Source organism: Pseudomonas urmiensis, from assembly GCF_014268815.2.
Lineage (GTDB): Bacteria > Pseudomonadota > Gammaproteobacteria > Pseudomonadales > Pseudomonadaceae > Aquipseudomonas > Aquipseudomonas urmiensis.
This window is the reverse complement of the sequence record NZ_JABWRE020000001.1, coordinates 5,221,165-5,245,444: the sequence shown is the minus strand read 5'-3', so window position 1 is coordinate 5,245,444 and position 24,280 is coordinate 5,221,165. Positions and strand designations below refer to the sequence as shown.

Genomic DNA, 24,280 nt, shown 5'->3' with positions numbered 1-24,280 from the left:
GTTGGCGTCAGCCCGCGATCGTGGCACGATTGCCGGGTTATCGACCGAGAATCTCGAAATCATGCCGCAGAACTCCGCGAAGAACCTGTCCTTGATCGCCGCCATCGACCTTGGCTCCAACAGTTTCCATATGGTCGTGGCCAAGGCCCACCATACGGAAATCCGTATTCTTGAGCGCCTTGGAGAAAAAGTTCAGCTGGCTGCGGGCATCGACGAAGAGCGTCGCCTGAGCGAAGAAGCCATGCAGCGTGGCCTCGAATGCCTCAAACGCTTCGCCCAGCTGATCAACGGCATGCCCGATGGCGCAGTGCGCATCGTCGGCACCAACGCCCTGCGCGAAGCGCGCAACCGCAACGAATTCATCCAGCGCGCCGAGGCCATTCTCGGCCACCCGGTAGAGGTCATCTCTGGCCGTGAAGAAGCGCGCCTGATCTACCTGGGCGTGTCGCACACCCTGGCCGACACCCCCGGCAAGCGCCTGGTCGCCGACATCGGCGGCGGCAGCACCGAGTTCATCATCGGCCAACGCTTCGAACCGCTGCTGCGCGAGAGCCTGCAGATGGGCTGCGTGAGCTTCACCCAGCGCTATTTCCGCGACGGCAAGATCACCCCGGCGCGCTACGCCCAGGCCTACACTGCCGCGCGCCTGGAGCTGATGAGCATCGAAAACGCCCTGCACCGCCTGACCTGGGATGAAGCCATCGGCTCCTCGGGCACCATCCGCGCCATCGGTGCGGCGATCAAGGCCGGTGGCTTGGGCAATGGCGAGGTCAATGCCGAAGGGCTGGCCTGGGTCAAACGCAAGCTGTTCAAGCTGGGCGAAACCGACAAGATCGATTTCGAAGGGGTCAAGCCGGACCGACGCACCATCTTCCCCGCAGGCCTGGCGATTCTAGAGGCGATCTTCGATGCCCTTGAGCTGCAGCGCATGGATCACTGCGACGGCGCCCTGCGTGAAGGCGTGCTGTTCGACCTGCTCGGCCGCCACCATCATGAAGACGTGCGCGAGCGCACCCTCAATTCGCTGATGGAGCGCTATCACGTCGATCAGGGCCAAGCGGCGAGGGTCGAGCGCAAGGCGCTGCACGCGTTCGATCAGGTCGCCAAGGACTGGAAACTGGAAGAGGGCAACTGGCGCGACCTGCTCGGCTGGGCGGCGAAAGTGCACGAAGTGGGGCTGGATATTGCCCACTATCACTACCACAAGCACGGCGCCTACCTGATCGAGCACTCCGACCTGTCCGGTTTCTCCCGCGAAGACCAGCAGATGCTGGCCCTGTTGGTGCGCGGCCACCGCCGCAACATCCCCAAGGACAAGTTCGCCGAGTTCGGCGACGAAGGCATCCAGCTGATCCGCCTGTGCGTACTGCTGCGCTTTGCCATCCTGTTCCACCACATCCGCGGCACCCAACAGATGCCCAAGGTGGTGCTCAAGGCCGGTGCGAACAGCCTTGAAGTGGTCTTCCCAGAGGGTTGGTTGGAGCAGAACCAGCTGACCCAGGCCGACTTCGCCAACGAGGCGGAGTGGCTGGCCCGGGTCGGCTTCGTCCTCAGCGTACGTTGAGGACCGGGTTGCTCAGGCGCTCCAACAGGGTCGCCTGGGCACTGCGCGGGTTCTGGTTGCCGGTCGGCGTGCTGCGCACGTAACGGCCGTCGGACTGCAAGGTCCAGGCCTGGGTGTTGTCGGTCAGGTAGCTTTCCAGCTCCTTCTTCACCCGCAGCAGCAACTTCTTGCCTTCAACCGGGAAACAAGTCTCGACCCGCTTATCCAGGTTGCGCTCCATCCAGTCGGCACTGGACAGGAAGATCTGCTCTTCGCCGCCATTGAGGAAGTAGAACACCCGCGTGTGCTCCAGGAAGCGGCCGATGATCGAGCGCACCTGGATATTGTGCGAAACCCCCGGAATACCTGGGCGCAAGCAGCACATGCCACGCACTACCAGATCGATGCGCACGCCCGATTGGCTGGCCTTGTACAGCGCGCGGATGATCTTCGCGTCGGTCAACGAGTTGAACTTGGCGATGATGTGCGCAGGCTTGCCCTCGAGCGCGAACTGGGTCTCGCGGGCAATCATGTCGAGCATGCCCTTCTTCAGGGTGAACGGCGCGTGCAGCAGCTTTTTCATGCGCAGGGTCTTGCCCATGCCGATCAGCTGGCTGAACAACTTGCCGACGTCTTCGCACAGCGCGTCATCCGAGGTCAGCAGGCTGTAGTCGGTGTACAGACGGGCGTTACCGGCGTGGTAGTTGCCGGTACCCAAGTGGGCGTAGCGAACGATCTCTCCCTGCTCACGACGCAGGATCAGCATCATCTTGGCGTGGGTCTTGAAGCCGACCACACCATAGATCACCACCGCACCCGCGGCTTGCAGACGGCTGGCCATCTGCAGGTTGGACTCTTCGTCGAAGCGCGCCCGCAACTCGATCACCGCCGTGACCTCCTTGCCGTTACGCGCCGCGTCCACCAGGGCGTCGACGATTTCCGAGTTGGCGCCGCTGCGGTACAAGGTCTGGCGCACGGCAAGTACGTGCGGGTCCTTGGCGGCCTGGCGCAGCAGGTCGACCACTGGCGTGAACGACTCGAACGGGTGCATCAGCAGGATGTCCTGCTTGCTCACCACGCTGAAGATGTTCTCGGCGTTCTGCAGCAACTTGGGGATCGCCGGGGTGAACGGCATGTATTGCAGCTCTGGATGGCTATCCAGGCCGGTAATGCTGAACAACCGGGTGAGGTTGACCGGGCCGTTGACCTGGTACAGCTCGCTCTCGCTCAGGCTGAACTGCTTGAGCAAGTAGTCCGACAAATGCTTGGGGCAGGTATCGGCCACTTCCAGGCGCACGGCATCGCCGTAGCGGCGCGAGAACAGCTCGCCACGCAGCGCCCGGGCCAGGTCGTCGACCTCTTCGGAGTCCAGCGCCAGGTCGGCGTTACGGGTCAGGCGGAACTGATAGCAGCCCTTGACCTTCATGCCCTGGAACAGGTCATCGGCGTGGGCGTGGATCATCGACGACAGGAATACGAAGTTGTCGCCGCTGCCGCCGACCTCTTCCGGCACGCGAATGACGCGCGGCAGCAAGCGCGGAGCCGGGATGATCGCCAAGCCCGAGTCGCGACCGAAGGCATCGACCCCTTCGAGCTCGACGATGAAGTTCAGGCTCTTGTTCACCAACAGCGGGAACGGGTGGGTCGGGTCGAGGCCGATCGGGGTGATGATCGGCGCGATCTCGTCGCGGAAGAAGCGCCGCACCCAGGTCTTGAGTTTCGGCGTCCAGTGGCGGCGACGGATGAAGCGGATCTGGTGTTTTTCCAGCTCCGGTAGCAGTACGTCGTTGAGGATCGCGTACTGGCGATCCACCTCGAAGTGCACCAGCTCACTGATTCGCGCCAGCGCCTGGTGCGGCTGCAAGCCGTCGGCGCCGGCCTGTTCACGGGCAAAATTGATCTGTTTTTTCAGGCCCGCAACGCGGATCTCGAAGAACTCGTCGAGGTTGCTGGAGAAGATCAGCAGGAACTTCAGGCGCTCCAGCAGCGGGTAGGACTCATCCAGCGCCTGCTCCAGCACGCGGATGTTGAACTGCAGCTGCGAGAGCTCGCGATGAATGTACAGGCTGCTGTCGTCCAGGCTCGGCACGTGAATCGCCGGCGCCGGCGTGGGGGCCGGGGCTGGCGCTTCGACCGGCTGCTCAGCGACCTGCTCGGCCACAGGCTCGGCAGCAACGGGCAAGTCCGGTGGCGTCTGGGTCAGCTCCTGCGGCAGCGCCTGGGCATCCTTGATCTCGACAGGGGTAAGCACTTCGTTATTCATCTGACGTTCCTGGAGGGCGTTACTGCCCTCTCAACAATTGAGCGGCGCGAACGGCGAAATAGGTGAGGATGCCATCGGCGCCAGCGCGTTTGAAAGCGGTGAGCGATTCGAGGATCACCGCTTCGCTGAGCCAGCCATTCTGGATGGCCGCCATGTGCATGGCGTACTCGCCGCTGACCTGATAGGCAAAAGTCGGCACTTTGAATTCGGCTTTGACCCGGTGGACGATGTCCAGGTACGGCATGCCCGGCTTGACCATGACCATGTCGGCGCCTTCGGCGAGGTCGGTGGCCACTTCGTGCAGGGCCTCGTCGCTGTTGGCCGGGTCCATCTGGTAGGAGGCCTTGTTGGCCTTGCCCAGGTTCAGCGCCGAGCCGACCGCATCGCGGAACGGGCCATAATAGGCGCTGGCGTACTTGGCCGAGTAGGCCATGATGCGCACGTTGACGTGACCAGCCACTTCCAGGGCTTCACGGATCGCCCCCAGGCGGCCGTCCATCATGTCCGACGGGGCAACCACTTGGGCGCCGGCTTCGGCATGCGACAAGGCCTGGCGTACCAGTGCGTCGACAGTGATGTCGTTCTGCACGTAGCCCTCTTCATCGAGGATACCGTCCTGGCCGTGGGTGGTGAACGGGTCGAGGGCGACGTCGGTGATCACCCCCAGTTCCGGGAACTGCGCACGCAGGGCGCGGGTAGCGCGCTGGGCAATGCCCTCCGGGTTCCAGGCTTCGGCGCCGTCGAGGGACTTTTTCTCGACCGGCGTCACCGGGAACAGTGCCAGTGCCGGAATCCCCAACTCTACCCAGCCTTGCGCGGCTTCCAGCAGCAGGTCGATGGACAGGCGCTCGACGCCTGGCATGGACGGCACTTGTTCACGGCGATTTTCCCCATCCAGCACAAACACCGGCAGGATCAGGTCATCGACGGTCAGGGTATTTTCGCGAACCAGGCGACGGGAAAAATCATCCCGGCGGTTGCGACGCAGACGGGTGGCAGGAAACATACGGTTGGCGGGGGTAAAGCTCACGGCAGACTCCTGAGCCCACGCAGGCGGGCAGCGCGACAGTTATAAGCGGCCATTATGACGCCTGTGTTACACCCAAGGGCAACCCTGCGACTTGTGGCCGCAGGCATTCTCCTCGTCGGAATTGTTCACGTCGAGACACATTTGGACACTTTCATGAATGCGCGCGAAGGGGTAGGCTGCGCGTTCATTTCGCCAGCACCCCAGAAAATGCTTCAACAATTCCTGCAGGATTTCGGCTACTTCGCCCTTTTTCTCGGCACATTTTTTGAAGGTGAGACCATCCTGGTGCTCGCGGGATTCCTTGCGTTCCGTGGATACATGGACATCAACCTGGTGGTGTTGGTGGCGTTCTGCGGCAGCTATGCCGGAGACCAGCTGTGGTACTTCATGGGCCGCCGCCATGGCCGCGCGATCCTGGCACGCAAGCCGCGCTGGCAAGCGATGGGCGACCGGGCGCTGGACCATATTCGCCGCCATCCGGATATCTGGGTGCTGAGCTTTCGTTTCGTCTACGGCCTGCGCACGGTGATGCCGGTGGCAATCGGCCTGTCGGGCTATCCGCCCAGGCGCTACCTGCTGCTCAACGGCATTGGCGCAGCGGTGTGGGCCTTGGCCCTGGGCGCGGCCGCCTACCACTTCGGCGCCATCCTCGAAGGCCTGTTGGGCAATGTGAAAAAGTACGAGCTATGGGTGCTCGGCGGCCTGCTGGTGCTGGGCCTGCTGCTCTGGCTGCGTCGGCGTTTCCGTACCCTGCGCGCGGAGCGCAAGGCGGCGGCAGCAGACCAGGCCGCCGAGGCTGAGCAGGCTGTAGCCCAGCAGCAAAAACCACGCGAGGGGCGTGACGGTCACTAAACCGAGTGCGCCGGCCAGGTACAGCGCCGGCCCATTGGCAAGCAGCCGCGCCAGCTCCAGGCGCGCGCCCCAAGGCCGATTCTCCAGGGCCACGCCCAGCACGAACAAACCGAACGCCATCACTGTCCAGCCCAGTGCCAGGGCGGTGCTGCTGACCTGCTCGGCAACCTCCATCAGGTAACTGCCCAATGCCACGTAGACCACGAACTGCGCGGCGACATAAACCTGCTGCGCCTGGCCCAAGGGAATCTCGAATTTGCGAAAGCTGGCCAGGTCCTGCTTGGCCTGTGGATAAGCCTGCGCGACATCGGCCGGGCGCCAGCCGGTGGGCATGAACCAGATGCGCAGCTTGTCCCACACACTGCGCGTGCGCCGGGCATCGTTCCACAACTGGGCATAGAACTGCAGGTTGGCCCACAGTGGATTCCAACTGGCCAGCGGCGTGGTCACGCCAAAGATCACCGGTTCACGCCGGTCTTCTTCCTGGAAGGTGCCGAACAAGCGGTCCCAGAGAATGAACACGCCGCCATAGTTGCAATCCAAGTACTGTGGATTCTGCGCATGGTGAACGCGATGGTTGGACGGCGTGATCAACACCCATTCGAGCCAACCCAGCTTGGGAATGTGCCGGGTGTGCACCCAGAACTGGTACAGCAGGTTCAGCGACGCCACGGTGATGAATACCAGCGGCGGCACGCCGAGCAACGCCAGGGGCAGGTAGAAGATCCACGAGAAGATAAAGCCGCTGCTGGTCTGGCGCAGGGCGGTGGTCAGGTTGTACTCCTCGCTCTGGTGATGCACCGAGTGCGCAGCCCACAGCACATTGCGCTCGTGGCCCAGGCGGTGCAGCCAGTAATAGCAGAAGTCGTACAGCACAAACGCCAGCAGCCAGACCCACCAGGCGTGCCCAGGCAAACGCAGCAACGCCAGGTGCTCCCAGGCCAGTGCGTAAGTCACCAGGCCAACTCCCTTGGTCAACAGCCCGGTGCTGGTCGACAGCACTCCGGTGCTGAGGCTGTTGATCGAGTCGGCCAGACGATAGTTACGCTGACCGCGCACAAAGTCGGCGATCAGCTCCACCGCGATCAGCACGAAGAAAAACGGCACGGCCAGCAGAATCAGGTCCATGGGCAGCGATCTCAGGCGTTATCTGAACAGATTAGCCCCGCCCCACAGCAACCCCTATGGCCACATCTGCCAAACTAGAGGACATTTAGCGCCTCGACACTGGAGTAATGAGCATGACAAAAAAAGTTGCGGTGATTCTTTCCGGTTGCGGCGTCTATGACGGCGCTGAGATCCACGAAAGCGTGATCACCCTGCTGCGCCTCGACCAGCGCGGTGCCCAGGTACAGTGCTTTGCGCCGAACATCGCGCAGATGCACGTGATCGATCACCTGACTGGCGAGCAGATGCCCGAGACGCGCAACGTACTGGTCGAGTCGGCGCGCATCGCTCGCGGTGAGGTCAAGGATATCCGCGAAGCCGATGTCAAAGACTTCGATGCGCTGATCGTGCCGGGTGGCTTTGGCGCCGCGAAGAACCTCTCCAACTTTGCCGTAGAAGGTGACAAGTGCACCGTGCAGCCGGATGTCCTGGCCCTGGCTGAAGCCTTTGCCGAGGCCGGCAAGCCGGTCGGGCTGATCTGCATCTCGCCGGCCTTGGCGGCGAAGATCTACGGGCCAGGCGTGGTCTGCACCATTGGTAACGATGCCGGCACCAGCGCGGCGGTGGTGAAGATGGGCGGCACCCATGAAGAGTGCGACGTGCATGACATCGTCGAAGATACCCAGCGCAAGCTGGTAACTACGCCGGCCTATATGCTGGCCAAATCGATCAGTGAAGCGGCGGGTGGCATCTACAAGCTGGTGGACCGGGTGCTGGAGCTGACTCACGAAGGTGATAACTAAGCAGCTGAATGCGCGTGGGAGCGAGGAGGCTAACGCGGGGCAAGCCCGCTCCCACGCAAGCCCGCATGCAAGCACATAGCCGCGCAACGCGCCGCACGATGCTGTTGACTAGGCTTTGGACAAACGGGTCAGGATGCGGTCGAGGGAATTGGCGAATTCCTGCTTCTCGCGCTCGCCATACGGCGCCTGGCCACCGCTGACCTGGCCCTGCTCGCGCAGCTCGGTAAACAGGTTGCGCACAGCCAACCGGTCACCCATGTTGCGCTCATCGAACTCGCGGCCACGCGGGTCGAGTGCGGCCACGCCTTTCTTGATCAGGCGGTCGGCCAGGGGAATATCACTGCAAATCACCAGCTCACCCGGCACGGCGTTTTCGACCAGGTAATCGTCGGCTGCATCCGGGCCGCTGGGGACCACGATCAGCCGGACACAGGCGAACGCCGGCTTGATCTGCGCCTGGCCGGCGACCATCACCACCTCCAGCTTGCGCTTGAGGGCGAATTTGACGATCAGCTCCTTGGCCTGCTTGGGGCAGGCGTCGGCATCGATCCATATACGCATTGCGGGTGTTCCATTGCTTCAGACAAGGCATTCATAGTGCCAGATCCGCGGGACAAGCGCGCTCCTACAGGCCCACTGAGCCGCTGTAGGAGCGGCCTTACCCGCGATGAGGCCGGCGCAGACTCAGCAGCCTTCAGCTGGCTGCAGCACGGCGCTTTTCCGCCAAGCGCGAGCGCCCATACAGAATCACGATCGCCGTCAACGCCACCACCTGCGCCGCCAGCGAATACGCATCGGCATGAATCCCCAGCCAATCGAACTCGAAGAACGCTACCGGCCGCGTGCCCAGCACCCCAGCCTCTTGCAGCGCCTTGACGCCATGCCCGGCAAACACCACCGACAACGCACACAGCAGCGCCGCATTGATGCTGAAGAACAGCGCCAGCGGCAGCTTGGCCGACCCACGCAGGATCACCCAGGCCAATCCCACCAGCAGCACTAGCGCCGTGGCGCCACCAGCCAACACCGCGTTATGCCCAGCGGGCCCCGACTGCAGCCACAGGGTCTCGTAGAACAAGATCACTTCGAACAGCTCGCGGTACACCGAGAAGAACGCCAGCATGGCAAAGCCAAAGCGCCCGCCACCGCTGAGCAGGCTGCTCTTGATGTAGTCCTGCCAGGCCGCGGCGTGGCGGCGGTCGTGCATCCACACGCCCAGCCACAACACCATGACGCTGGCGAACAGCGCTGTGCAGCCTTCGAGCAGCTCGCGCTGGGCTCCACCGACATCGATCACATAGGCCGCCAAGGCCCAGGTGGCAAAGCCTGCGACCAGCGCCAGGCCCCAGCCGACGTTGACGCTGCGCACTGCCGATTGCTGGCCGGTATTGCGCAAGAAGGCCAGGATTGCCGCCAGTACCAGAATCGCCTCAAGGCCTTCACGCAGCAGGATCAGCAGACCGGAGATATAGCTCAGCGACCAGCTCAGGCCATCGCTGCCGAGCAGCTTGGCGGCCTCGTCCAACTGGGTTTTGGCCTCGGCCAAGCGTTGCTCGGCCTGCTCGACGGGCAAGCCATCCTGCAGCGACTGCCGATAGGCCATCAGGGCCTTCTCGGTGTCCTTGCGTACTTGGCTATCGATGTTGTCCAGAGAGCTTTCGACCAGCTCGAAGCCTTCCAGGTAAGCGGCCACCGACAGGTCGTAGGCCTGGTCGTGATCGCCTTCGCGATAGGCCGCCAGGCTCTTGTCCAAGGTGCTGGCGGTGTACTCGAGCAATTGTGCCGGGCCGCGTTTGACCTGCGGCGGCTGGGCGCGCTGGGCGCGAAACGCCGGCAGCGCCGCGACGCCTTCACTGGCGGCGACTTCGGCTGGGGTCTGGCGCGCCAGGTCGGCGAGGTTCCAGGTCTGGTCGCCCTTGGCCGCCTGCGGGTCGGCGGTGAAGCTGGCGACATAGGCAGCCACATCCCAACGCTGGCGCTCATCGAGCTGATCGGCAAACGACGGCATCTCGGTGCCTTCGATGCCAAGGCCCAGGGTGTTGTAGAGATCGAACAAGCTCAGCTGATCCAAGCGCTCGGCACTGCGCAGGTTGGCCGGCGGCGGCTCCAGGCCCACGCCGGCCGGGCCATCGCCCGCTCCGCTATCGCCATGGCAGATCGAGCAGTTCTGCGCATACAACGCAGCACCACGAGTAGGGTCTGGGGTGATTACCGGGGCCTGGCTGACCTCATAGGCCACTGCCAGGCGAGCACCTAGCTGACGCGCCTGGCGAGCCACGCTGGCACCGTCCTGGCGCTGGTCGATGGCCTGGCGCAGCGTCTGCACGCCTTGCTCCAGGGGCGCACGCTCGGCATGCGCTGGCAGGCCTTTGACCAGGTCCGCCAGCAGTGCGCTGAACTCCTGTTGCTCGCGGTATTCACCGTCGTCTAGCACCTTGCCGTCATGCACGGTCGGTGGGTAGTCGGCGCCGATGTAGTCGAGCAGGTGCAAGGCCTTGGTTGCCTCGGCGGGCGATTCGGCCAGCGCCAGGGTGCTGCACAGTGCCAGCACCGGCCACAGCAGCCAGGCGAGCAAACGGGGGCGGGAAGTCATGACCAGTCTCGGGGAATACGAAAGAGAACATTGTTCACTTCCAATTGCCACTGCTCAAGGTTTGCTGGAGGATTTCATGAAAAATCTTGTAACAGTTGCGGCAACGTTCCGGCCTCGAAGACCTACAAAAAAATTGAGAATCATTTAGCCACTGTATCGCCACCCTGCACGTATAATGCCGCGCCTTCGCTAGTAGCCATTCACAATCATTCGGCCACTAGCGTCCGTCGCCGTCCATCTACTCAGGGAATCAGAACACCGATGGTCACCCGCGCCCTAACCGTTGTGGTAATTCTTGCCGCCTTGCAATTGACCGGCTGCGCCGTGTTCCGCAGCTACGACAGCGAGCTTCAGGAAACCAACCAGCAATTGACTGCTGGCAACGTCGACGCCGCCTTGAAGCTGCTGGAAAGCAACAACAAAGGCGAAAGCAAAGACCTGCTCTACTACTTCGAAAAAGGTGAGCTGCTGCGCTCCAAGGGCGACCTACAAGGTAGCCAACAAGCCTGGCGCGCCGCCGATGGCGTGGTGTTGGGCTGGGAGGAGTCGGTCAAACTCGACACCGAGAAGTACCTGAGCCAATTCGGCAGCTTCCTGGTCAACGACAAGGTTCGCCGCTACGAAGGCTATGACTACGAGAAGGTCATGCTGACCACGCAAATGGCCCTCAACCTGCTGGCCATGAACGATTTCGACGGTGCCCGCACCGAGATCAAGAAGACCCACGAACGCGAAGCGGTGATCGCCGAGCTACGTGACCGGCAATACCTCAAGCGCGAGGAGCAGGCAGAACAGCAAGGGGTGAAGACCGAGCTCAAGGACCTGCACGGCTACCCGGTGGCCAGCCTCGACGCGCCCGAAGTGGTCAGTCTGAAAAACAGCTATCAAAGCGCCTTCAGCCATTACTTGGCCGGCTTCGTCTACGAAGCCCTCGGCGAGAAAGGCCTGGCAGCACCGGGTTACCGCAAGGCCGCCGAGCTGCGGCCGAACACGCCGTTGCTGGAGCAAGCCCTGCTCGACCTGGACAAGAACGGCGCCAGCAGCGCTGAAAGCGATGTGCTGATCGTGGTGCAAAGCGGTCTGGCCCCAGCGCGTGGCTCGATCAACATCCCGCTGCCGCTGGTGATCAAGGACAACCTGGTGATCACTCCGCTGTCGTTCCCAGTGGTCAAGGAGGACACCTCCACCACCTACTTCAGCCAAATCACCCTCAACGACCAGGCCGTGCCACTGACCGCCCTCAACAGCACCAGCGCGATGTCGCGCCGGGCCTTGCGCGACGACATGCCGGGGATCATCCTGCGCACCAGCGTGCGCGCCGCCAGCCGGGTGGTCGCGCAAAAGGAATTGAACGAAACCAACCCCCTGGCCGGCCTGATCGTGGGCATCCTCTCGGCGGTGACCGAGAGCGCCGACACTCGCACCTGGCGCACCCTGCCCAATGAAACCCAAGTGGCGCGGGTTCGCCTGGCGCCGGGCGAGCATCGCTTGAACTTGCCAGCGGGCCTCGGCGCCAGCCAGGTCATGGTCAAGATCGACCGCCCCTACCAGGTGGTCAGCCTGCGCGTGCTTGGCCGCCAGGTGTTTGCCAGCGGCCCCGCCGCACACGTTGTCCCCCTGGCCCAGCCGCAGGCGCTCGCCAGCCTCAAGTAACCTCAAGGATCGAACATGCGCTTTACCTGTATCGCCCTGCTTGCCGCCGCGCTGCTCGCCGGCTGCACATCGACTCCCGACCCCGACAGCGCCGCCAGCAAGGTGGTGACCATGGGCCAGCTCGATGATTTCGACCTCGGCCCGATGCGCGTTGCCCGCGAAAACGGCTTCCTCACCGTCAAGGTCGGCGTCAACAACACCAGCCGCAGCAACCAGACCCTGTACTACCGCTTCGCCTGGTTGGGCGACGACGGCTTCCCGGTGGCCGACGCGGAAAGCTGGAAGACCCTCACCCTGTATGGCAAGCAGGCCAGCGTACTGCCAGCCATCGCCCCGCTTCCCCAGGCGACGGACTTTCGCCTCGAAGTCCACACCCGGTAATTTTTCTCAGGAGCAGTTTTGATGTTTGCACGTATTACCTTCGCCGCCCTCGCCATCGCCCTGGTCAGCGGCTGCAGCACCCCGTCGCCCGTCCTCGGTGGCAAGAACATCAGCTACGGCGACAGCAAGGCCGTGGAACTGATCACCAACGAATTCGGCTCCACCGACTTGCAGATGATCGCCGAGAGCATGACCCGTTCGCTGGCCCAGTCCGGCGTGCTGCATGGCCGCCCGGTGGTGCAGGTGTATGACGTGAAGAACAAGACCAGCGAGTACATCGATACCCGCGAGATCACCACCACGATCAAGACCCAGCTGCTGAAAACCGGCGTGGCGCGCTTCGCCAGCGACAACACCGACATGCAAAGCCAGGTCGATCAGCTCAAGCTGCAAAACCAGAGCGGCCTGTACAAGAAAAACACCGTGGCCAAGACCGGCAACATGATCGCCGCCAAGTACCGCCTGGAAGGCTCGATCAGCTCGATCGTCAAGCGCAGCAGCGACTACAAGGACGTGTTCTACAAGTTCAGCCTGCAACTGGTCGACGTCGAAAGCGGCCTGGCTGAATGGATGGACGAAAAAGAAATCCGCAAGACCACGGAGCGCTAAGCAATGCGTACATGGATGGCAGTCATCGGCCTGGCTTGCGCGGTTTGCGCGCAAGCGGCCCCCAAGGTCGCGGTCACCGACCTCGCCTACCAGGCGCAGGTGGAGGAGTACATCCACAGCGTCAACGCTCACAACAGCGGCCAGTCGAGCCCGTACAACGCTAGTCACTCGTCGAGCTACAGCGAGTACCAAAGCAACAAGAGCTACATCGAGCAGAGCGAGCTGCGTAGCTTTGGTGGCGACATCAAGGGCGAGATTCTCAAGGGCGGGATGCTCCAGCTGGTCCAGGGCAAGCCCTACACGGCCTCGTCCAGCGAAGACGTGTACGACGTGATCGAGCGCATCAAGAACGGCGCGTTCCCCGGCGCCGACTATGTGCTGTTCGGCACCTTGTCGGATATCGACTTCCAGCGTGACGTCAATGCGCTGGACCATACCGACAGCTACTCGGCGGTGCTTGGTTTGAGCGTGGTGGCTGATTTCAGCCTGATCAACACCAGCACCTATGAGATCACGTCGGCGTTCACCGCCATGGGTGAGGGGCAGGACACCAAGCTGGTGAAAAGCCAGGATGCGCGCGTGACCCTCAACCGCCCACGGGTGGTGCGTGAGGTGTCCAAGGCGCTGGGGATGGATGTGGCGCAACAGCTGGCTGAGCAGCTAGGGGGTGAAGTGCCTGGGCAGCCAGAGCGGCCGGTGGGTCAAAGCCATTTGCCGGCGGATGAGCCGGCGCGGATTTTGCGCTGACTTGAGCTTGCCGGGGCCGCTGTGCGGCCCTTCGCAGCGATTCGGCGTCCCGCCCCCCAGGTACCGCATGTCCCTGTAGGAGCGGGCTTGCCCGCGAAGGGCCGCAACGCGGCCCCAGTATCTCACTGTCTGGTCGCAGTATCCTTCCAACCACCACCCAAGGCCAGGAACACACCAATCTGCCCCATCGCCACCTGGCTATTGGCCGCCGCCAACTGCGCGCGCATGTCGGTATAGGTGCGGGTCGCCTGCAAGTCCGCCAGGAACGACTCTCGCCCTGCCTGGAAATACCGGTGGGTTTGGTCCGCAGCTTCTTTCGCCGAACGCTCAGCCTCTTGCAAGGCGTCGCGCCGATCGAGCAAAGCGCTGTACTGGGCCAGGCGAGTCTGGGTCTCGCGAATAGCATTGAGCACCACCCCATCGAAATGCGCCAAGGCCGCCTGGGTCGACGCCTCGGTCTCGCGGATCCGTGCCCGGGTGCCGTTGGTGGGAATGGTCCAGCTAACCAATGGGCCGAAGCCCCAGCGGTTGGTCGAAGGCTCGCCGAGGTTTTCCAGGATGCCGATGGTGCCCACCTGGGCACCAATGCTGATGTTCGGGTATAGCGCGCCAGTGGCCACGCCAATCGACGCAGTGGCGGCCGCCAGCTGACGCTCGGCCTGGCGCACATCCGGCCGACGCTTGAGCAGCGCGGCGCCATCGCCAACCGGAATCAGCTGCGCCAGGTGCGGCAGCTCGGCGCAATCGGCAGTGCCAGCAGGCAACTGCTCGACTGGCTTGGCGAGCAACGCCGCGAGCGTATACAGACCCGCCTCGCGCTCTGCCTTGAAGCGCGGCAGCTCAGCGCGCAGCGACTTGAATTGGGTCTGCGAACGAGTGACCTGGGTCTCATCGCCCCGCCCCGCATCACGCAAGCGCTGGTTGAGCTGTACGCTCTGCTCCTGCAAGTCCAGCGACTCGCGAGCAATGTGGTATTCCTCGTTGGCCGAGCACACCTGGGTATAGGCCTTGACTACATCGGCCACCAGGGTGATACGGGCGGTGTCGGCAGCAGCCTGTACGGCATCGGCGTTGGCCTGGGCCGCCTCGGTGCCGCGCTTGAAGGTGCCCCACAGGTCGAACTGATAGGAGGCGCTGAGGATCGCCTCGCCGATGTTGGCCACCGGCACTTTCTCCGGCAACAAGAACGCTTCACCCGACTCTTGCAGACGCTGGGCAGCCACCTTGGCGCCGCCACTGAAGCCGCCTTGCGCCTCGGCCACCTCGAGCTGGGCGCGGGCCTTGGCGATGTTGGCGGCCGCCACGCGCAGCTCGGTGTTGGCACCCAGGGCCTGGCGCACCAGTTGATTGAGGCGCTGATCCTGGTACAGCTGCCACCAGTCCTCAGGGACCGGCGCCGACACCACGCTATCGGCATCCTGACGCAGCGGGCCGTTCAGATCGCTGCGCTGCACGGCGGCGTCCTTGGGCACCTCGTAGTTCGGGCCGACCATCATGCAGGCACTGAGGGACAGGCTCAGGCCCGCCAGGATCAGCTGTTTCATGGCCGCTGGCCCTCGATGATCGATACCGTGGCGGTGCGCCCGGCGATCATGCGGAAGTCTTGCGGCACTTCGTCGAAGGCGATCCGCACCGGAATCCGCTGAGCCAGGCGCACCCAGCTGAACGCCGGGTTGACGTTGGGCAGCAGGTTGGCGCCGCTGCTGCGGTCGCGGTCTTCGATACCGGCAGCGAGGCTCTGCACGTGGCCGCGCAGGCGGGTGTCGTCGCCCATCACGCGGATGTCCACCGCATCGCCAATGTGAATGCCGCCCAGCTTGGTTTCCTCGAAATAGCCATCGACGTGGTACGAAGCGCTGTCGACCACCGACAGCACCGGCCGGCCGGCCGTGACGAACTCGTGCGCACGCGGCGCGCGGTCGTTGAGGTAGCCGTCGACCGGGCTGCGTACCACCGAGCGGTCGAGATTGAGCTGGGCGCTGTCGACTGCGACTTGGGCTTCGTTGACCGCCGAGCGGGCGCGGGCCTCGCGGGACTGGCTCTCTTCCAACTGCTCGGCAGCCACCAGGTTGCCCAGCTGCTTGTTACGCCTGGCCTCACGGGCGGCCTGGGCAAGGGTTTCCTGACGTTCGCTCAAGGTCGCCTGGGCGTGGCGCAGGGCCAGGGTGAAGCGGTCCTGGTCGATGGTGAACAGCACGTCGCCACGCTTGATCACCTGGTTGTCGCGCACCTCGACCTGCTGGATCAGCCCGGACACGTCCGGGGCGATCTGGATCACGTCGGCGCGGATATGGCCGTCGCGGGTCCAGGGGGCGAACATGTAGTACACGACCATCTGCCAGACCAGTACGGCCGCGAAGGTCACCACCAACAGGGTCAGGACCACACGGCCCAAGGTCAACAAAGGTTTTTTCATGGCAGCATCAGGCTTCGGCAAAAGTGATCCACCGCACCAAGCAGCACGGCATACAGGGCAACGTTGAACAACGCCCGGTGCCAGACCAGGCGGTAGAAATGCAGGCGCACCAGCACGGCGTGCACGCCCAGAAACAGCAGGTAGGTGCAGAACATCATCACCAGCAGCGTGGGCAGGAATACCCCGCTGATATCCAGTTCACCGATCACAGCGGGGCTCCGTCGATCCCTTGGGGCAGTTGCGGTTGTTCGCTCGGCTCGAGCATCACCTCGACCCCCGGCAGCAGCGCCAGGCGCAGGCCGCTCAAGGCGTGCAGCAAGTGCACGCGGGCGTCGCCACGGTCGTGCAGCTCGTCCAAGGCCAGGCTCTGGCGGGCCCGCTCCATGTTGCGCAGCAACGCAGCCGGGGCGTGCAGGCGCTCACCGGCGCGCAGGCATTGGCCGTAGTGGGCGCCCACTTCCTCGACCACCGTTTGCAGGCGCTCACGGGCTTGCTGGCCAACGCGCGGCATATAGGCGAGCAGGTCGAGCAGGTTCAGCCCCACGCGCAGATCGCGCAGGGCCACGCCGCTGTCCTGGCCGGTTTGGGACAGGCGTGGCAGGTGCTGCATCAGGCGGTCGAGCATCTGCACGCCGACCTGACGTTGCTCGGCCAAGGTCGCCGGCTGGGTCATTTCGACAATGTCGCGCCAGGCAAAGCGAGTCATGCGCTTGGCCGCCAGTTCCACGCCAAACGGGCGCAGCAGCAAGGTCCAGATGAAAGCGAACAACAGCCCCACCGGGCCTGCCAGGTTGGCGTTGAGGAAGGTGAAGAAGTCCGCGTCATAGGCACCCTGGATGCTGATGAACGTCGCGGTGTTGACGATGGTCAGCAAGGTGCCGAGGTAGAAGCGTGGCTGCACGGTGAGGGTGCCGACGCAAATGAACGGTATGGCGAACGCCAGCACCAGCATCGGGAAGTCGTGCAGATTGGGCAGGACCAGGAACAGATAGACGCTGGAGAAAATCACCGACATCAGCGTCCAGAAGAAGAACCGGTAGATCTGCGGCGCAGGGTCGTCCATTGCGGCGAAGAAGCTGCACGCCACGGCAGCGAGGATCACCGCACTGGCGCCGTCGTTCCAGCCCAGGCCGATCCACAGACCGCAGGCGACGATGATCGCGGTGACCGTGGAGAACACCGAGTAAAGCATCAGGCCACGGTCGAAGAACGGCGTCAGGCGCCCCAGGCGCCAATGCCGGTAGGCGGCGCGCCAAGGCGTGGCGTCGTCGTTGCGCAGGGCATGCTGCAGGGTGCAGCAGTCTTGCCAGAGGTCGACCCACTCGGTGAGGCGATACAAGGCGTTGGACAGCAGCAGTTCCGGGCGCTGATCGAGCGCGGCGGCGCTGGGCTGGAGGCGTTCGAGCTTGTCGCGCAGTGCGCTCCAGCGGCTGGCCGAGGCATCTTCGGCGCTGGCTTGCAGCCATTGGCGCGCCTCGGCCAGCAGCGGCTGGATCTGGGCGAACTGGGCGGGTGCGCGGCCTTCGAGCGCTACCAGGGCGTCGTCCAGGGCATCGATCACGGGTAGCAGGTGAATCATCCGTCCACGCAGTTCGCGGGCGTTCTTCAAGGTATGCGGCCCGGCGCCTTCGTGGCCGAGCTGGCCGATCATCAACTCCAGGCTGTTGAAGGTGGCGACCATCGAGGCGCGCATGCCGCCGATCTTGTCAGCAGCCACTTCGCGGGCGAGGTAGGTATCGCTGTAACGGATCGCTTCGTTGAACCAGCTGCCCATCGAGCCGACCACCACTGGCGCCAGCCGGCGCGGCCAGAAAATCGCCCCGACCACTGCTGCGCAGACGATCCCCAGACAGATCTCCTGGGCCCGCGACGATGCCACGTCGAACACCGCCAGCGGGTTATCCACCACCGCCAGGGCGATCATCGGCAGGGTGTAGCCGGCGAGCATCAGCACGTAGTTGTTGGCTGTGCGCAGGTTTAGCGAGAGGAACAGCAAGGTGCCGGTCCACAAGGCGATGGCGACCGACAGCAACAGCGGCGATTGCACCAGCGGCGGCACCAGCAAGATCGCACCACCGGCGCCGAGCAAGGTGCCCAGGGCACGGTACAGCGCCTTGGAACTGGTCGGGCCAACGAACGGGCTGGAGACGATGTACACCGTGGCCATCGCCCAGTACGGGCGCGGCAGCTGCATGAGCAGGGCGATGTACAGGGCGATCATCGAGGCGGCGAAGGTCCGCACGCCATAGAACCAGTCGCGCGCGGGGGGCATCGAGCTGAAGAAGCCGTTCATGCAAAGCCGCCCGGGGTGACCTGGCCGGCTGCTTCGAAGGCTTGGATAACGCGCAAGGTGGCTTCCAGATCGGCCTGGCTGATGCCGTGCAAGACCTCACGGCGCAGGCGCACCAGCTCGGCTTCGATGGATTCGGCAAGGATCCGCCCATCAGCGGTCAGGCTCAAGGCCTTGGCGCGGCGGTCGAGTGGGTCTTCACTGCGGCAGACCAGGCCAGCCTTGCACAGCTGGTCGAGCAGGCGTACCAGCGAAGGGCTCTCCAGGCCGGCAGCGTTGGCCACCGCTACCTGATGCACGCCATCACCCAGGCGCACGATCATCAACAGCGGCACCGCGCAGGCTTCGGAGATGCCGTAGCCAGTCAAGGCGGCATGGCAGATGCGCCGCCAATGGCGCGCAGCCACGACCATGCCGCTGCTGACTTTCAGGTGCAGTGCATCAAGCGTCATGTGAGGAACCGAGGATATTCATAGTTTGCTAACTATCAATATACGCCCTGCCCTCCCCCTGTCGTCAACCGCGGGCGATGAAGTGCCGGGATGAAATGTTGTTCATGTGAGCGGCCCCGACTCCCTCAAGGCTGAATCTGATCTTCCAGCTTCATGGTCAACGCCAAGTTACTGCCCATCAAGATCGCCTGATCCCGCCAGTCCAGATAACGCGCCGCATCCCGGCTGCTGTAATGCACCGCCAGCTCTTCGGCCGCCTGCATCACCCCGGCGGCAGCAGCCAACTCCAGCCAATACAGCCCCGCCTTGCTATCGCTCTGAACATACAGGCCATGTAAAAACCGATACCCCACTTCAAACCGACACCGCGCTTCACCGCGTTTCGCGCCCTTCATGAACCAGCGCAACGCCTCGACCAGGTCAACCTGCCAGTCCTGCTCGGCATCACAGATCTCTTCTTCGTACAGATCGCCCAAGGCCGCCGCCGCATGCAGCATCCCACGCTCGAAGGCCTGGCGATAACACTCGGCAGCCTGCTCGTAGGACACCTCGACACCCTTGCCGAAATAGTGCTGCTGACCCAGGTTGAACCACGCCGCAGCGCTCCCCTGCAACGCCGCCATGCGCAGCAAGTGCCCGGCCAACTGGGTATCGGCGATCCAGTACTTGCCATTGAGCCAGATCCAGCCCAGGTCATTGAGCGCCGCCACATTGCCCTCCAGGGCCAGGCGCCGCAGGTCGCTGTACACCGCTTGCAGGTCGACCGCTTCATCCAGGCGACTGACCAGGCCAAAGCGCTCGCCCAACGGCGCCCGCTGGCTGGGCATGCCCACCCCGGCGAACAGCCGTTGGCGCTGGCGCGGCCGGGCCGGCACAGGGGCGATCCGCGCCGGCAGAAGACGCGCGAGCAGCGAATGGATATTGCTGGCAGCAGACATGTTCATCCTCATTGAACGACACACAGCCCCGACCGCAGCCGTGTTGAGGCGTGATTCTGCGCGATGCCACGACGAAACCTGTCGCGAACGATCTGATGGAAGGCAACCAAATGCATCTTCCTTGATCTGAGCACGGTGTGGCGAATTGCCATACCCCGCTCGTGCCGCCATCCTATTGCGGCAAGCCTAGACAAGGACGTTACCTTTTGCCGTTCGCCACCACCCGCGCCACCCTCAGCCGTCAATGGGCGCTGCTGCGCCAATTGCCCAGCCGCTCCCCTGGCGTTACCAGTGCCGAACTGGTCTGGCGCCTGCGCGACGTTGGCTTTAGCGTCAGCAAGCGCACGGTCGAGCGTGACCTCAATGAGCTGTCGCTGATCTTTCCGCTTGAGCGCAACGACAAGAGCATTCCGTTTGGCTGGCACTGGTCGGCCACCGCCGTCGGCGAGCTGCGCGGCAACTTCGATTTGCAGGGATTCTTGCGTGATGATGCGCTGCAACCCGTGCAGGGCGCAGGGGTGCAGATCCAGGCGTGGGTCAGCGATGGGCTCGCGCGCCAGCTGCGCGAGGCGCCGTTGAGCGCGGATATGCAGCTAACGGCGCTCGAACAAGGGCACCGGATGCGCGCCACAGTCACCGATGGCTGGCCGCTGCGCTGGTGGCTGTTGAGCCAGGGCGATGGCTTGGTGGTGGAGCAGCCGCAGACGCTGCGTGAAGAGATCGGGCGGACCTTGAGCAGTGCAGCTGCCCAGTACCAGGCCTGAGAGCTGCATCGCTCATGCGCACCTCATCGCGGGGCAAGCCCGCTCCCACGCCCTCAAAGGCTCATCAAATCAGCGTGGGAGCGGGCTTGCCCCGCGATAAAGACCTGACTAACGCTGCATTCCCCAACGCCGTACCGTCACCCGCTCCAGGGTATTGAACACCAGCCCTTCCACCAACAGGCCGATCAAGATCACCACCGCCAAGCCGGCGAATACCTTGTCGGTGTACAGCTCATTACGGTTCTGGAAAATGTACCAGCCCAGCCCGCCCTTGCCGCTGCTGGCACCAAACACCAGTTCGGCAGCGATCAGCGTGCGCCAGGCAAACGCCCAGCCGATTTTCAAACCCGACAAGATCGACGGCAGCGCCGCCGGCACCAGGATGTGCAGCACCAGGCGCAAACCCTTCAGGCCATAGTTTCGCCCAGCCATGCGCAGCGTCTCGGACACGCCAAGAAAACCTGCATAGGTATTCAGCGCCAGCGCCCACAGCACCGAGTGCACCAGAACGAAGATCAGGCTGTTATCGCCCAGGCCAAACCAGAGCAGCGCCAGCGGCAGCAAGGCAATCGCCGGCAATGGGTTGAACATCGAGGTCAAGGTGCCGAGCAAGTCCCGGCCAAATTGGGTCGACACTGCCAGGCTAGTGAGGCCGAAGGCCAGCACGATGCCCAGCACGTAGCCCTTGAGCAGCACGATCAGCGAAACGCCGACCTTGGCCGGTAGCTCGCCGCTGAGCATGCCGTCCCACAGGGCAACAGCGGTTTGTAGAAAGCTCGGCAGCAGCAGGTCGTTATCGGTGTAGCGCGCTGCAATCTCCCACAGCAGCGCCAACACAATCAGGATCACCGTCTTGCGCAGCCAACCTTGCTGCCACAGGCGCTGGACCAGCGGCAGTTGGCGTTCCAGAGGCACACTGAGCAGCGGCTGCAGCTGCACTTCGTATTCCTGACGTGCAGGGGTAGTGGTCATGGCACGAGCTCCTGTCAGTAGGCGATGCGGATATCGTTGAAACCCAGGTCTGCGGTTTGTGCAGGCTCTTGGGCTTCATCGAACAGCAAACGGTGGATACGTCGAGCGCTGGCCTGGAAATCACTGGCGCCCAGGCTGCCCAGATCGTACTGGTGGCTATGCACCTCGGCGCGCACCCGCCCAGGGTGGGGCGAGAGCAGCAGGATGCGGTTGCCGACCACCAACGCCTCTTCGATGGAGTGAGTGACGAACAACAGGGTGAAACGCACCTCTTCCCACAACAGCAGCAGTTCTTCCTGCATCTTGCGCCGGGTCAGGGCATCGAGTGCGGCGAACGGCTCGTCCATCAACAGGATCTTCGGCTGGGTGGCCAGCGCCCGGGCAATCGCCACGCGCGCCTTCATGCCACCGGACAAGGTATGCGGATAGGCATCGGCAAACGCCGCCAGGCCCACTTTGTCCAGGTAATGCAAGGCGCGCTCCTCGGCTTCGGCGCGCTTGAGCTGGCCGGATACCAGCAGCGGAAACATGACGTTCTGCTTGACCGTCTTCCACGGCGGCAGCTGGTCGAACTCTTGGAACACCACGATACGGTCAGGGCCGGGGCCTTTGACCGGCTGGCCCTGCAGCAGGATCTGCCCTTCGGTTGGCTCGATAAAACCGGCCACGGCCTTGAGCAAGGTCGACTTGCCGCAACCGGACGGGCCAAGCAGGACGAAACGGTCAGCACGATCGATTTCGAAGCTGACCTGGTGAGTGGCGCGCACCACGCGTTGCGCGGTGCGGTATTCGAGGCTCAAGTTATCCACAGCGAGCAGCGCTGGCGTGGCGACACGGCTCAGGTTGCTGGCCGTGTGGCCTGGCAATGGGGCGGTCATTGGCAATCAGCTCCCCTGCAGTGGGCGTTGGTCCTGGAAGAAGTAGTCCTTCCACGATTCAGGCTTGTTCTTGATCGCGCCAACCCGGTAGAGGAATTCGGCCAGCGGGTAGGTGTTCTTCGGCGTGACGGTGAACTCGTACTGCGGGTTGTCGATCAGGCGGATCAGCGCGTCGCGGTCGATCTTGGCCTTGGTCACGCGGATGTAGGTGTCTGCCGCTGCAGCTTTGTCGTTCTGGGCGAACTCAGCCGCCTCGGCCAGGGCATCGACGAAGGCCTTGTAGGTCTTGGGGTTGTCCTTGCGGAATTTCTCGGTGGCGAACAGCAGGGTCGGCGAGTTGGGGCCGAGCAGGTCATAGCTGTTGAGCACCACGTGCACGTTCTTGTTGGCCAGCACCTGATCCTGGAACGGCGGATTGGAGAAGTGCCCGTTCAGCTCGGTACCGCCAGCCAGCAGTGCGGCGGTGGCATCCGGATGGGGGACGGCCAGGGTGTATTTGTCGAGGCGGTTGTATTCCTTGTCGCCCCACTGCTTGGCAGCGGCGTACTGGAGGAAGCGCGACTGCACCGACACGCCCACCGCCGGCACGGCGATGCGGTCTTTCTCGGACAGGTCGGCAATGGTCTTCACGTTAGGGTTGCTGCTGACCAGGTAGTACGGGAAGTTGCCCAGCGAAGCCACGGCCTTGACGTTCTGCCGGCCCTTGGTGCGATCCCAGACGGTGAGCAGTGGGCCGACACCAGCACCGGCGATATCCACCGAGCCCGACAGCAGTGCGTCGTTGATCGCCGCGCCACCGGACAACTGCGCCCAGTCGACTTCGATGTCGATGCCCTCGGCCTTGCCATGTTTCTCGATCAGGTTCTGATCGCGGACCACGTTGAGCAGCAGGTAGACGATGCCGAACTGCTCGGCAATGCGGATCTTGCCTTCGGCCTGGGCCGCAGTGGGTGCGGCCAAGGTACCGATGACCAGGCTGGCGCCCAGGCCGATGCTTGCCGCCAGGCGGCTGATGGATCTACGCATGATGAATTTCCTCAGTCGTCAGAACGGGGCATCGCCCTGGATAGTGGTACGGAACAACTTGCGCCGCAGGTGCGCGGGGCAGCCGGTGGCAAGGTGGATCAACGAGCGGTTATCCCAGAACACCAGGTCGTGCGGCTGCCACTGGTGGCGGTAGATGTTCTGCTCGAGCACGCTCAACGCGTACAACTGCTGCAGCACATCACGGCTCTCGTCTTGCGGCAGGCCGACGATGCGGGTGGTGAAGCCTTCGCTGACGAACAGTGCCTTGCGGCCGTTTTCCGGGTGGGTGCGCACCACGGGGTGAATCACTTCCTGGACCTGCGCGAGCTGTTCGGCGGTCAGGGTCGGGCGCCAGTTGCCCTCGAATTTGGTTTCTGAGTAGCGTGCGGTGTAGGAATGCGCGGCGCCGCGGCCTTCGACCACCTTGCGCAGGGCTTCGGGCACTGCGTCCCAGGCTTTGTGCATATCGGCGAACAGGGTGTCGCCGCCTTCGCTAGGCAGCTCCTGGGCATGCAGCATCGAGCCCAGGCTTGGCAGCTCTTTATAGGACAGGTCCGAATGCCAGAACTTGCCGGCATCGCCCAGGCCAACGTTGCGACCGTCTTCGATGATGTTGGAGACGATCAGAATCTCGGGATGGCCCTGCAGCAGGAACTGCTTGAGCACATGGATCTGCAGCTCGCCAAAGCGGCGGCTGAAGGCAATCTGCTGGTCGGGGGTGATGCGCTGGTCACGGAACACCAATACGTGGTGATCCAGGTGGGCGCGGTGAATACGGCTGAAGTCCTCGGCGTTGACCGGTTGGGCCAGGTCCAGGCCGATGATCTCGGCGCCGACGGCACCGGAGAACGGGCGAATTTCAAAGGATTGCGGCTGTGCGCTGTCGATGGCCGACAAGGCGTTAGAGGCGGCTGGCATTTCTCACTCCCACGTAGTGCGCGGCATTCAGGGCGCGCATCGATC

General features: G+C 63.5%; 22 protein-coding genes and 1 pseudogene. 8 read left to right on the top strand and 15 right to left on the bottom strand.

The features are described from left to right. Positions 1–61 precede the first annotated feature (61 nt). Positions 62–1,564 (top strand): exopolyphosphatase, encoded by a 1,503-nt coding sequence (gene ppx / locus HU737_RS23660; protein WP_186555828.1) that lies wholly within the window; start codon positions 62–64, stop codon positions 1,562–1,564. Here ppx and ppk1 read toward each other — a convergent pair. Both ppk1 and hemB read right to left on the bottom strand, forming a co-directional pair. Then, positions 1,551–3,806, bottom strand: a complete 2,256-nt coding sequence (gene ppk1, locus HU737_RS23655) for a polyphosphate kinase 1 (protein WP_186555827.1) — start codon at positions 3,804–3,806, stop codon at positions 1,551–1,553. The two genes, ppx and ppk1, sit on opposite strands and share 14 nt — an antisense overlap. Before the next feature lie 19 nt (positions 3,807–3,825). Further along, on the bottom strand, positions 3,826–4,836 hold the full coding sequence (hemB, locus tag HU737_RS23650; RefSeq protein ID WP_186555826.1) for a porphobilinogen synthase: 1,011 nt from the start codon (positions 4,834–4,836) through the stop codon (positions 3,826–3,828). Between the two features lie 207 nt (positions 4,837–5,043). Here hemB and HU737_RS23645 point away from each other — a divergent pair, with 207 nt between their 5' ends. After that, entirely contained in the window at positions 5,044–5,688 is a 645-nt protein-coding gene (locus HU737_RS23645; RefSeq protein ID WP_186555825.1) for a DedA family protein, read from the top strand. A gap of 501 nt (positions 5,689–6,189) precedes the next feature. Here the strand turns inward: HU737_RS23645 and HU737_RS26315 are convergent. Further along, positions 6,190–6,816: pseudogene (locus tag HU737_RS26315) on the bottom strand (sterol desaturase family protein); the annotation flags it as partial. 113 nt (positions 6,817–6,929) lie between these two features. Here HU737_RS26315 and elbB point away from each other — a divergent pair. Next, complete coding sequence (gene elbB / locus HU737_RS23635) at positions 6,930–7,598, top strand: isoprenoid biosynthesis glyoxalase ElbB (protein WP_186555824.1); 669 nt, start codon at positions 6,930–6,932, stop codon at positions 7,596–7,598. Positions 7,599–7,706: 108 nt separating this feature from the next. Here the strand turns inward: elbB and HU737_RS23630 are convergent, their stop codons facing one another. Next, positions 7,707–8,159: a YaiI/YqxD family protein gene (locus tag HU737_RS23630; RefSeq protein WP_186555823.1), complete on the bottom strand. Its 453-nt coding sequence runs from the start codon at positions 8,157–8,159 to the stop codon at positions 7,707–7,709. 133 nt (positions 8,160–8,292) lie between these two features. Then, complete coding sequence (locus HU737_RS23625; RefSeq protein ID WP_186555822.1) at positions 8,293–10,191, bottom strand: cytochrome c/FTR1 family iron permease; 1,899 nt, start codon at positions 10,189–10,191, stop codon at positions 8,293–8,295. Positions 10,192–10,452: 261 nt separating this feature from the next. Here HU737_RS23625 and HU737_RS23620 point away from each other — a divergent pair, with 261 nt between their 5' ends. Genes HU737_RS23620 through HU737_RS23605 form a run of 4 tightly spaced genes read left to right on the top strand, consistent with a single transcriptional unit; the run spans position 10,453 to position 13,581 of the window. Continuing rightward, positions 10,453–11,844, top strand: coding sequence for a COG3014 family protein (locus HU737_RS23620; RefSeq protein ID WP_186555821.1), 1,392 nt, complete (start codon positions 10,453–10,455; stop codon positions 11,842–11,844). Positions 11,845–11,859: 15 nt separating this feature from the next. Beyond that, positions 11,860–12,225 carry a YcfL family putative periplasmic lipoprotein gene (locus tag HU737_RS23615; protein ID WP_186555820.1) on the top strand — a complete coding sequence of 122 codons (366 nt, stop codon included), beginning with the start codon at positions 11,860–11,862 and terminating at the stop codon, positions 12,223–12,225. A gap of 21 nt (positions 12,226–12,246) precedes the next feature. Beyond that, entirely contained in the window at positions 12,247–12,834 is a 588-nt protein-coding gene (lpoB, locus tag HU737_RS23610; protein ID WP_186555819.1) for a penicillin-binding protein activator LpoB, read from the top strand. A 3-nt stretch (positions 12,835–12,837) separates the two neighbouring features. Then, positions 12,838–13,581 carry a penicillin-binding protein activator LpoB gene (locus tag HU737_RS23605; RefSeq protein ID WP_186555818.1) on the top strand — a complete coding sequence of 248 codons (744 nt, stop codon included), beginning with the start codon at positions 12,838–12,840 and terminating at the stop codon, positions 13,579–13,581. Positions 13,582–13,703: 122 nt separating this feature from the next. Here the strand turns inward: HU737_RS23605 and HU737_RS23600 are convergent, their stop codons facing one another. From HU737_RS23600 to HU737_RS23575, 6 genes are all read right to left on the bottom strand, one after another. Beyond that, the gene (locus HU737_RS23600) at positions 13,704–15,125 is read right to left on the bottom strand and encodes an efflux transporter outer membrane subunit (RefSeq protein WP_186555817.1); all 1,422 of its coding nucleotides are present in this window, start codon (positions 15,123–15,125) and stop codon (positions 13,704–13,706) included. Then, positions 15,122–15,997: an efflux RND transporter periplasmic adaptor subunit gene (locus tag HU737_RS23595; protein WP_186555816.1), complete on the bottom strand. Its 876-nt coding sequence runs from the start codon at positions 15,995–15,997 to the stop codon at positions 15,122–15,124. The genes HU737_RS23600 and HU737_RS23595 overlap by 4 nt, the downstream gene beginning before the upstream one ends. Beyond that, a complete protein-coding gene (locus HU737_RS23590) occupies positions 15,994–16,206 on the bottom strand; it encodes a DUF1656 domain-containing protein (protein WP_054902446.1) in 213 nt (70 codons plus the stop codon). Before HU737_RS23590 ends, HU737_RS23595 begins: the two co-directional genes overlap by 4 nt. Continuing rightward, on the bottom strand, positions 16,203–18,290 hold the full coding sequence (locus HU737_RS23585) for an FUSC family protein (protein WP_186555815.1): 2,088 nt from the start codon (positions 18,288–18,290) through the stop codon (positions 16,203–16,205). Before HU737_RS23585 ends, HU737_RS23590 begins: the two co-directional genes overlap by 4 nt. Then, the gene (locus HU737_RS23580) at positions 18,287–18,739 is read right to left on the bottom strand and encodes a MarR family winged helix-turn-helix transcriptional regulator (protein WP_186555814.1); all 453 of its coding nucleotides are present in this window, start codon (positions 18,737–18,739) and stop codon (positions 18,287–18,289) included. Before HU737_RS23580 ends, HU737_RS23585 begins: the two co-directional genes overlap by 4 nt. 125 nt (positions 18,740–18,864) lie before the next feature. Continuing rightward, the gene (locus HU737_RS23575) at positions 18,865–19,677 is read right to left on the bottom strand and encodes a tetratricopeptide repeat protein (protein ID WP_186555813.1); all 813 of its coding nucleotides are present in this window, start codon (positions 19,675–19,677) and stop codon (positions 18,865–18,867) included. A 206-nt stretch (positions 19,678–19,883) separates the two neighbouring features. Between HU737_RS23575 and HU737_RS23570 the strand changes: the two genes are divergently transcribed. Then, entirely contained in the window at positions 19,884–20,441 is a 558-nt protein-coding gene (locus tag HU737_RS23570) for a WCX domain-containing protein (RefSeq protein ID WP_186555812.1), read from the top strand. 108 nt (positions 20,442–20,549) lie between these two features. Here HU737_RS23570 and HU737_RS23565 read toward each other — a convergent pair whose 3' ends face one another. Genes HU737_RS23565 through HU737_RS23550 form a run of 4 tightly spaced genes read right to left on the bottom strand, consistent with a single transcriptional unit; the run spans position 20,550 to position 24,235 of the window. Continuing rightward, positions 20,550–21,413, bottom strand: coding sequence for an ABC transporter permease (locus tag HU737_RS23565; RefSeq protein WP_186555811.1), 864 nt, complete (start codon positions 21,411–21,413; stop codon positions 20,550–20,552). A gap of 14 nt (positions 21,414–21,427) precedes the next feature. Then, entirely contained in the window at positions 21,428–22,291 is an 864-nt protein-coding gene (locus HU737_RS23560) for an ABC transporter ATP-binding protein (protein ID WP_186555810.1), read from the bottom strand. A 6-nt stretch (positions 22,292–22,297) separates the two neighbouring features. After that, positions 22,298–23,317 (bottom strand): ABC transporter substrate-binding protein, encoded by a 1,020-nt coding sequence (locus HU737_RS23555; RefSeq protein WP_186555809.1) that lies wholly within the window; start codon positions 23,315–23,317, stop codon positions 22,298–22,300. An 18-nt stretch (positions 23,318–23,335) separates the two neighbouring features. Beyond that, a complete protein-coding gene (locus HU737_RS23550; protein WP_186555808.1) occupies positions 23,336–24,235 on the bottom strand; it encodes a TauD/TfdA dioxygenase family protein in 900 nt (299 codons plus the stop codon). Positions 24,236–24,280: the final 45 nt, after the last annotated feature.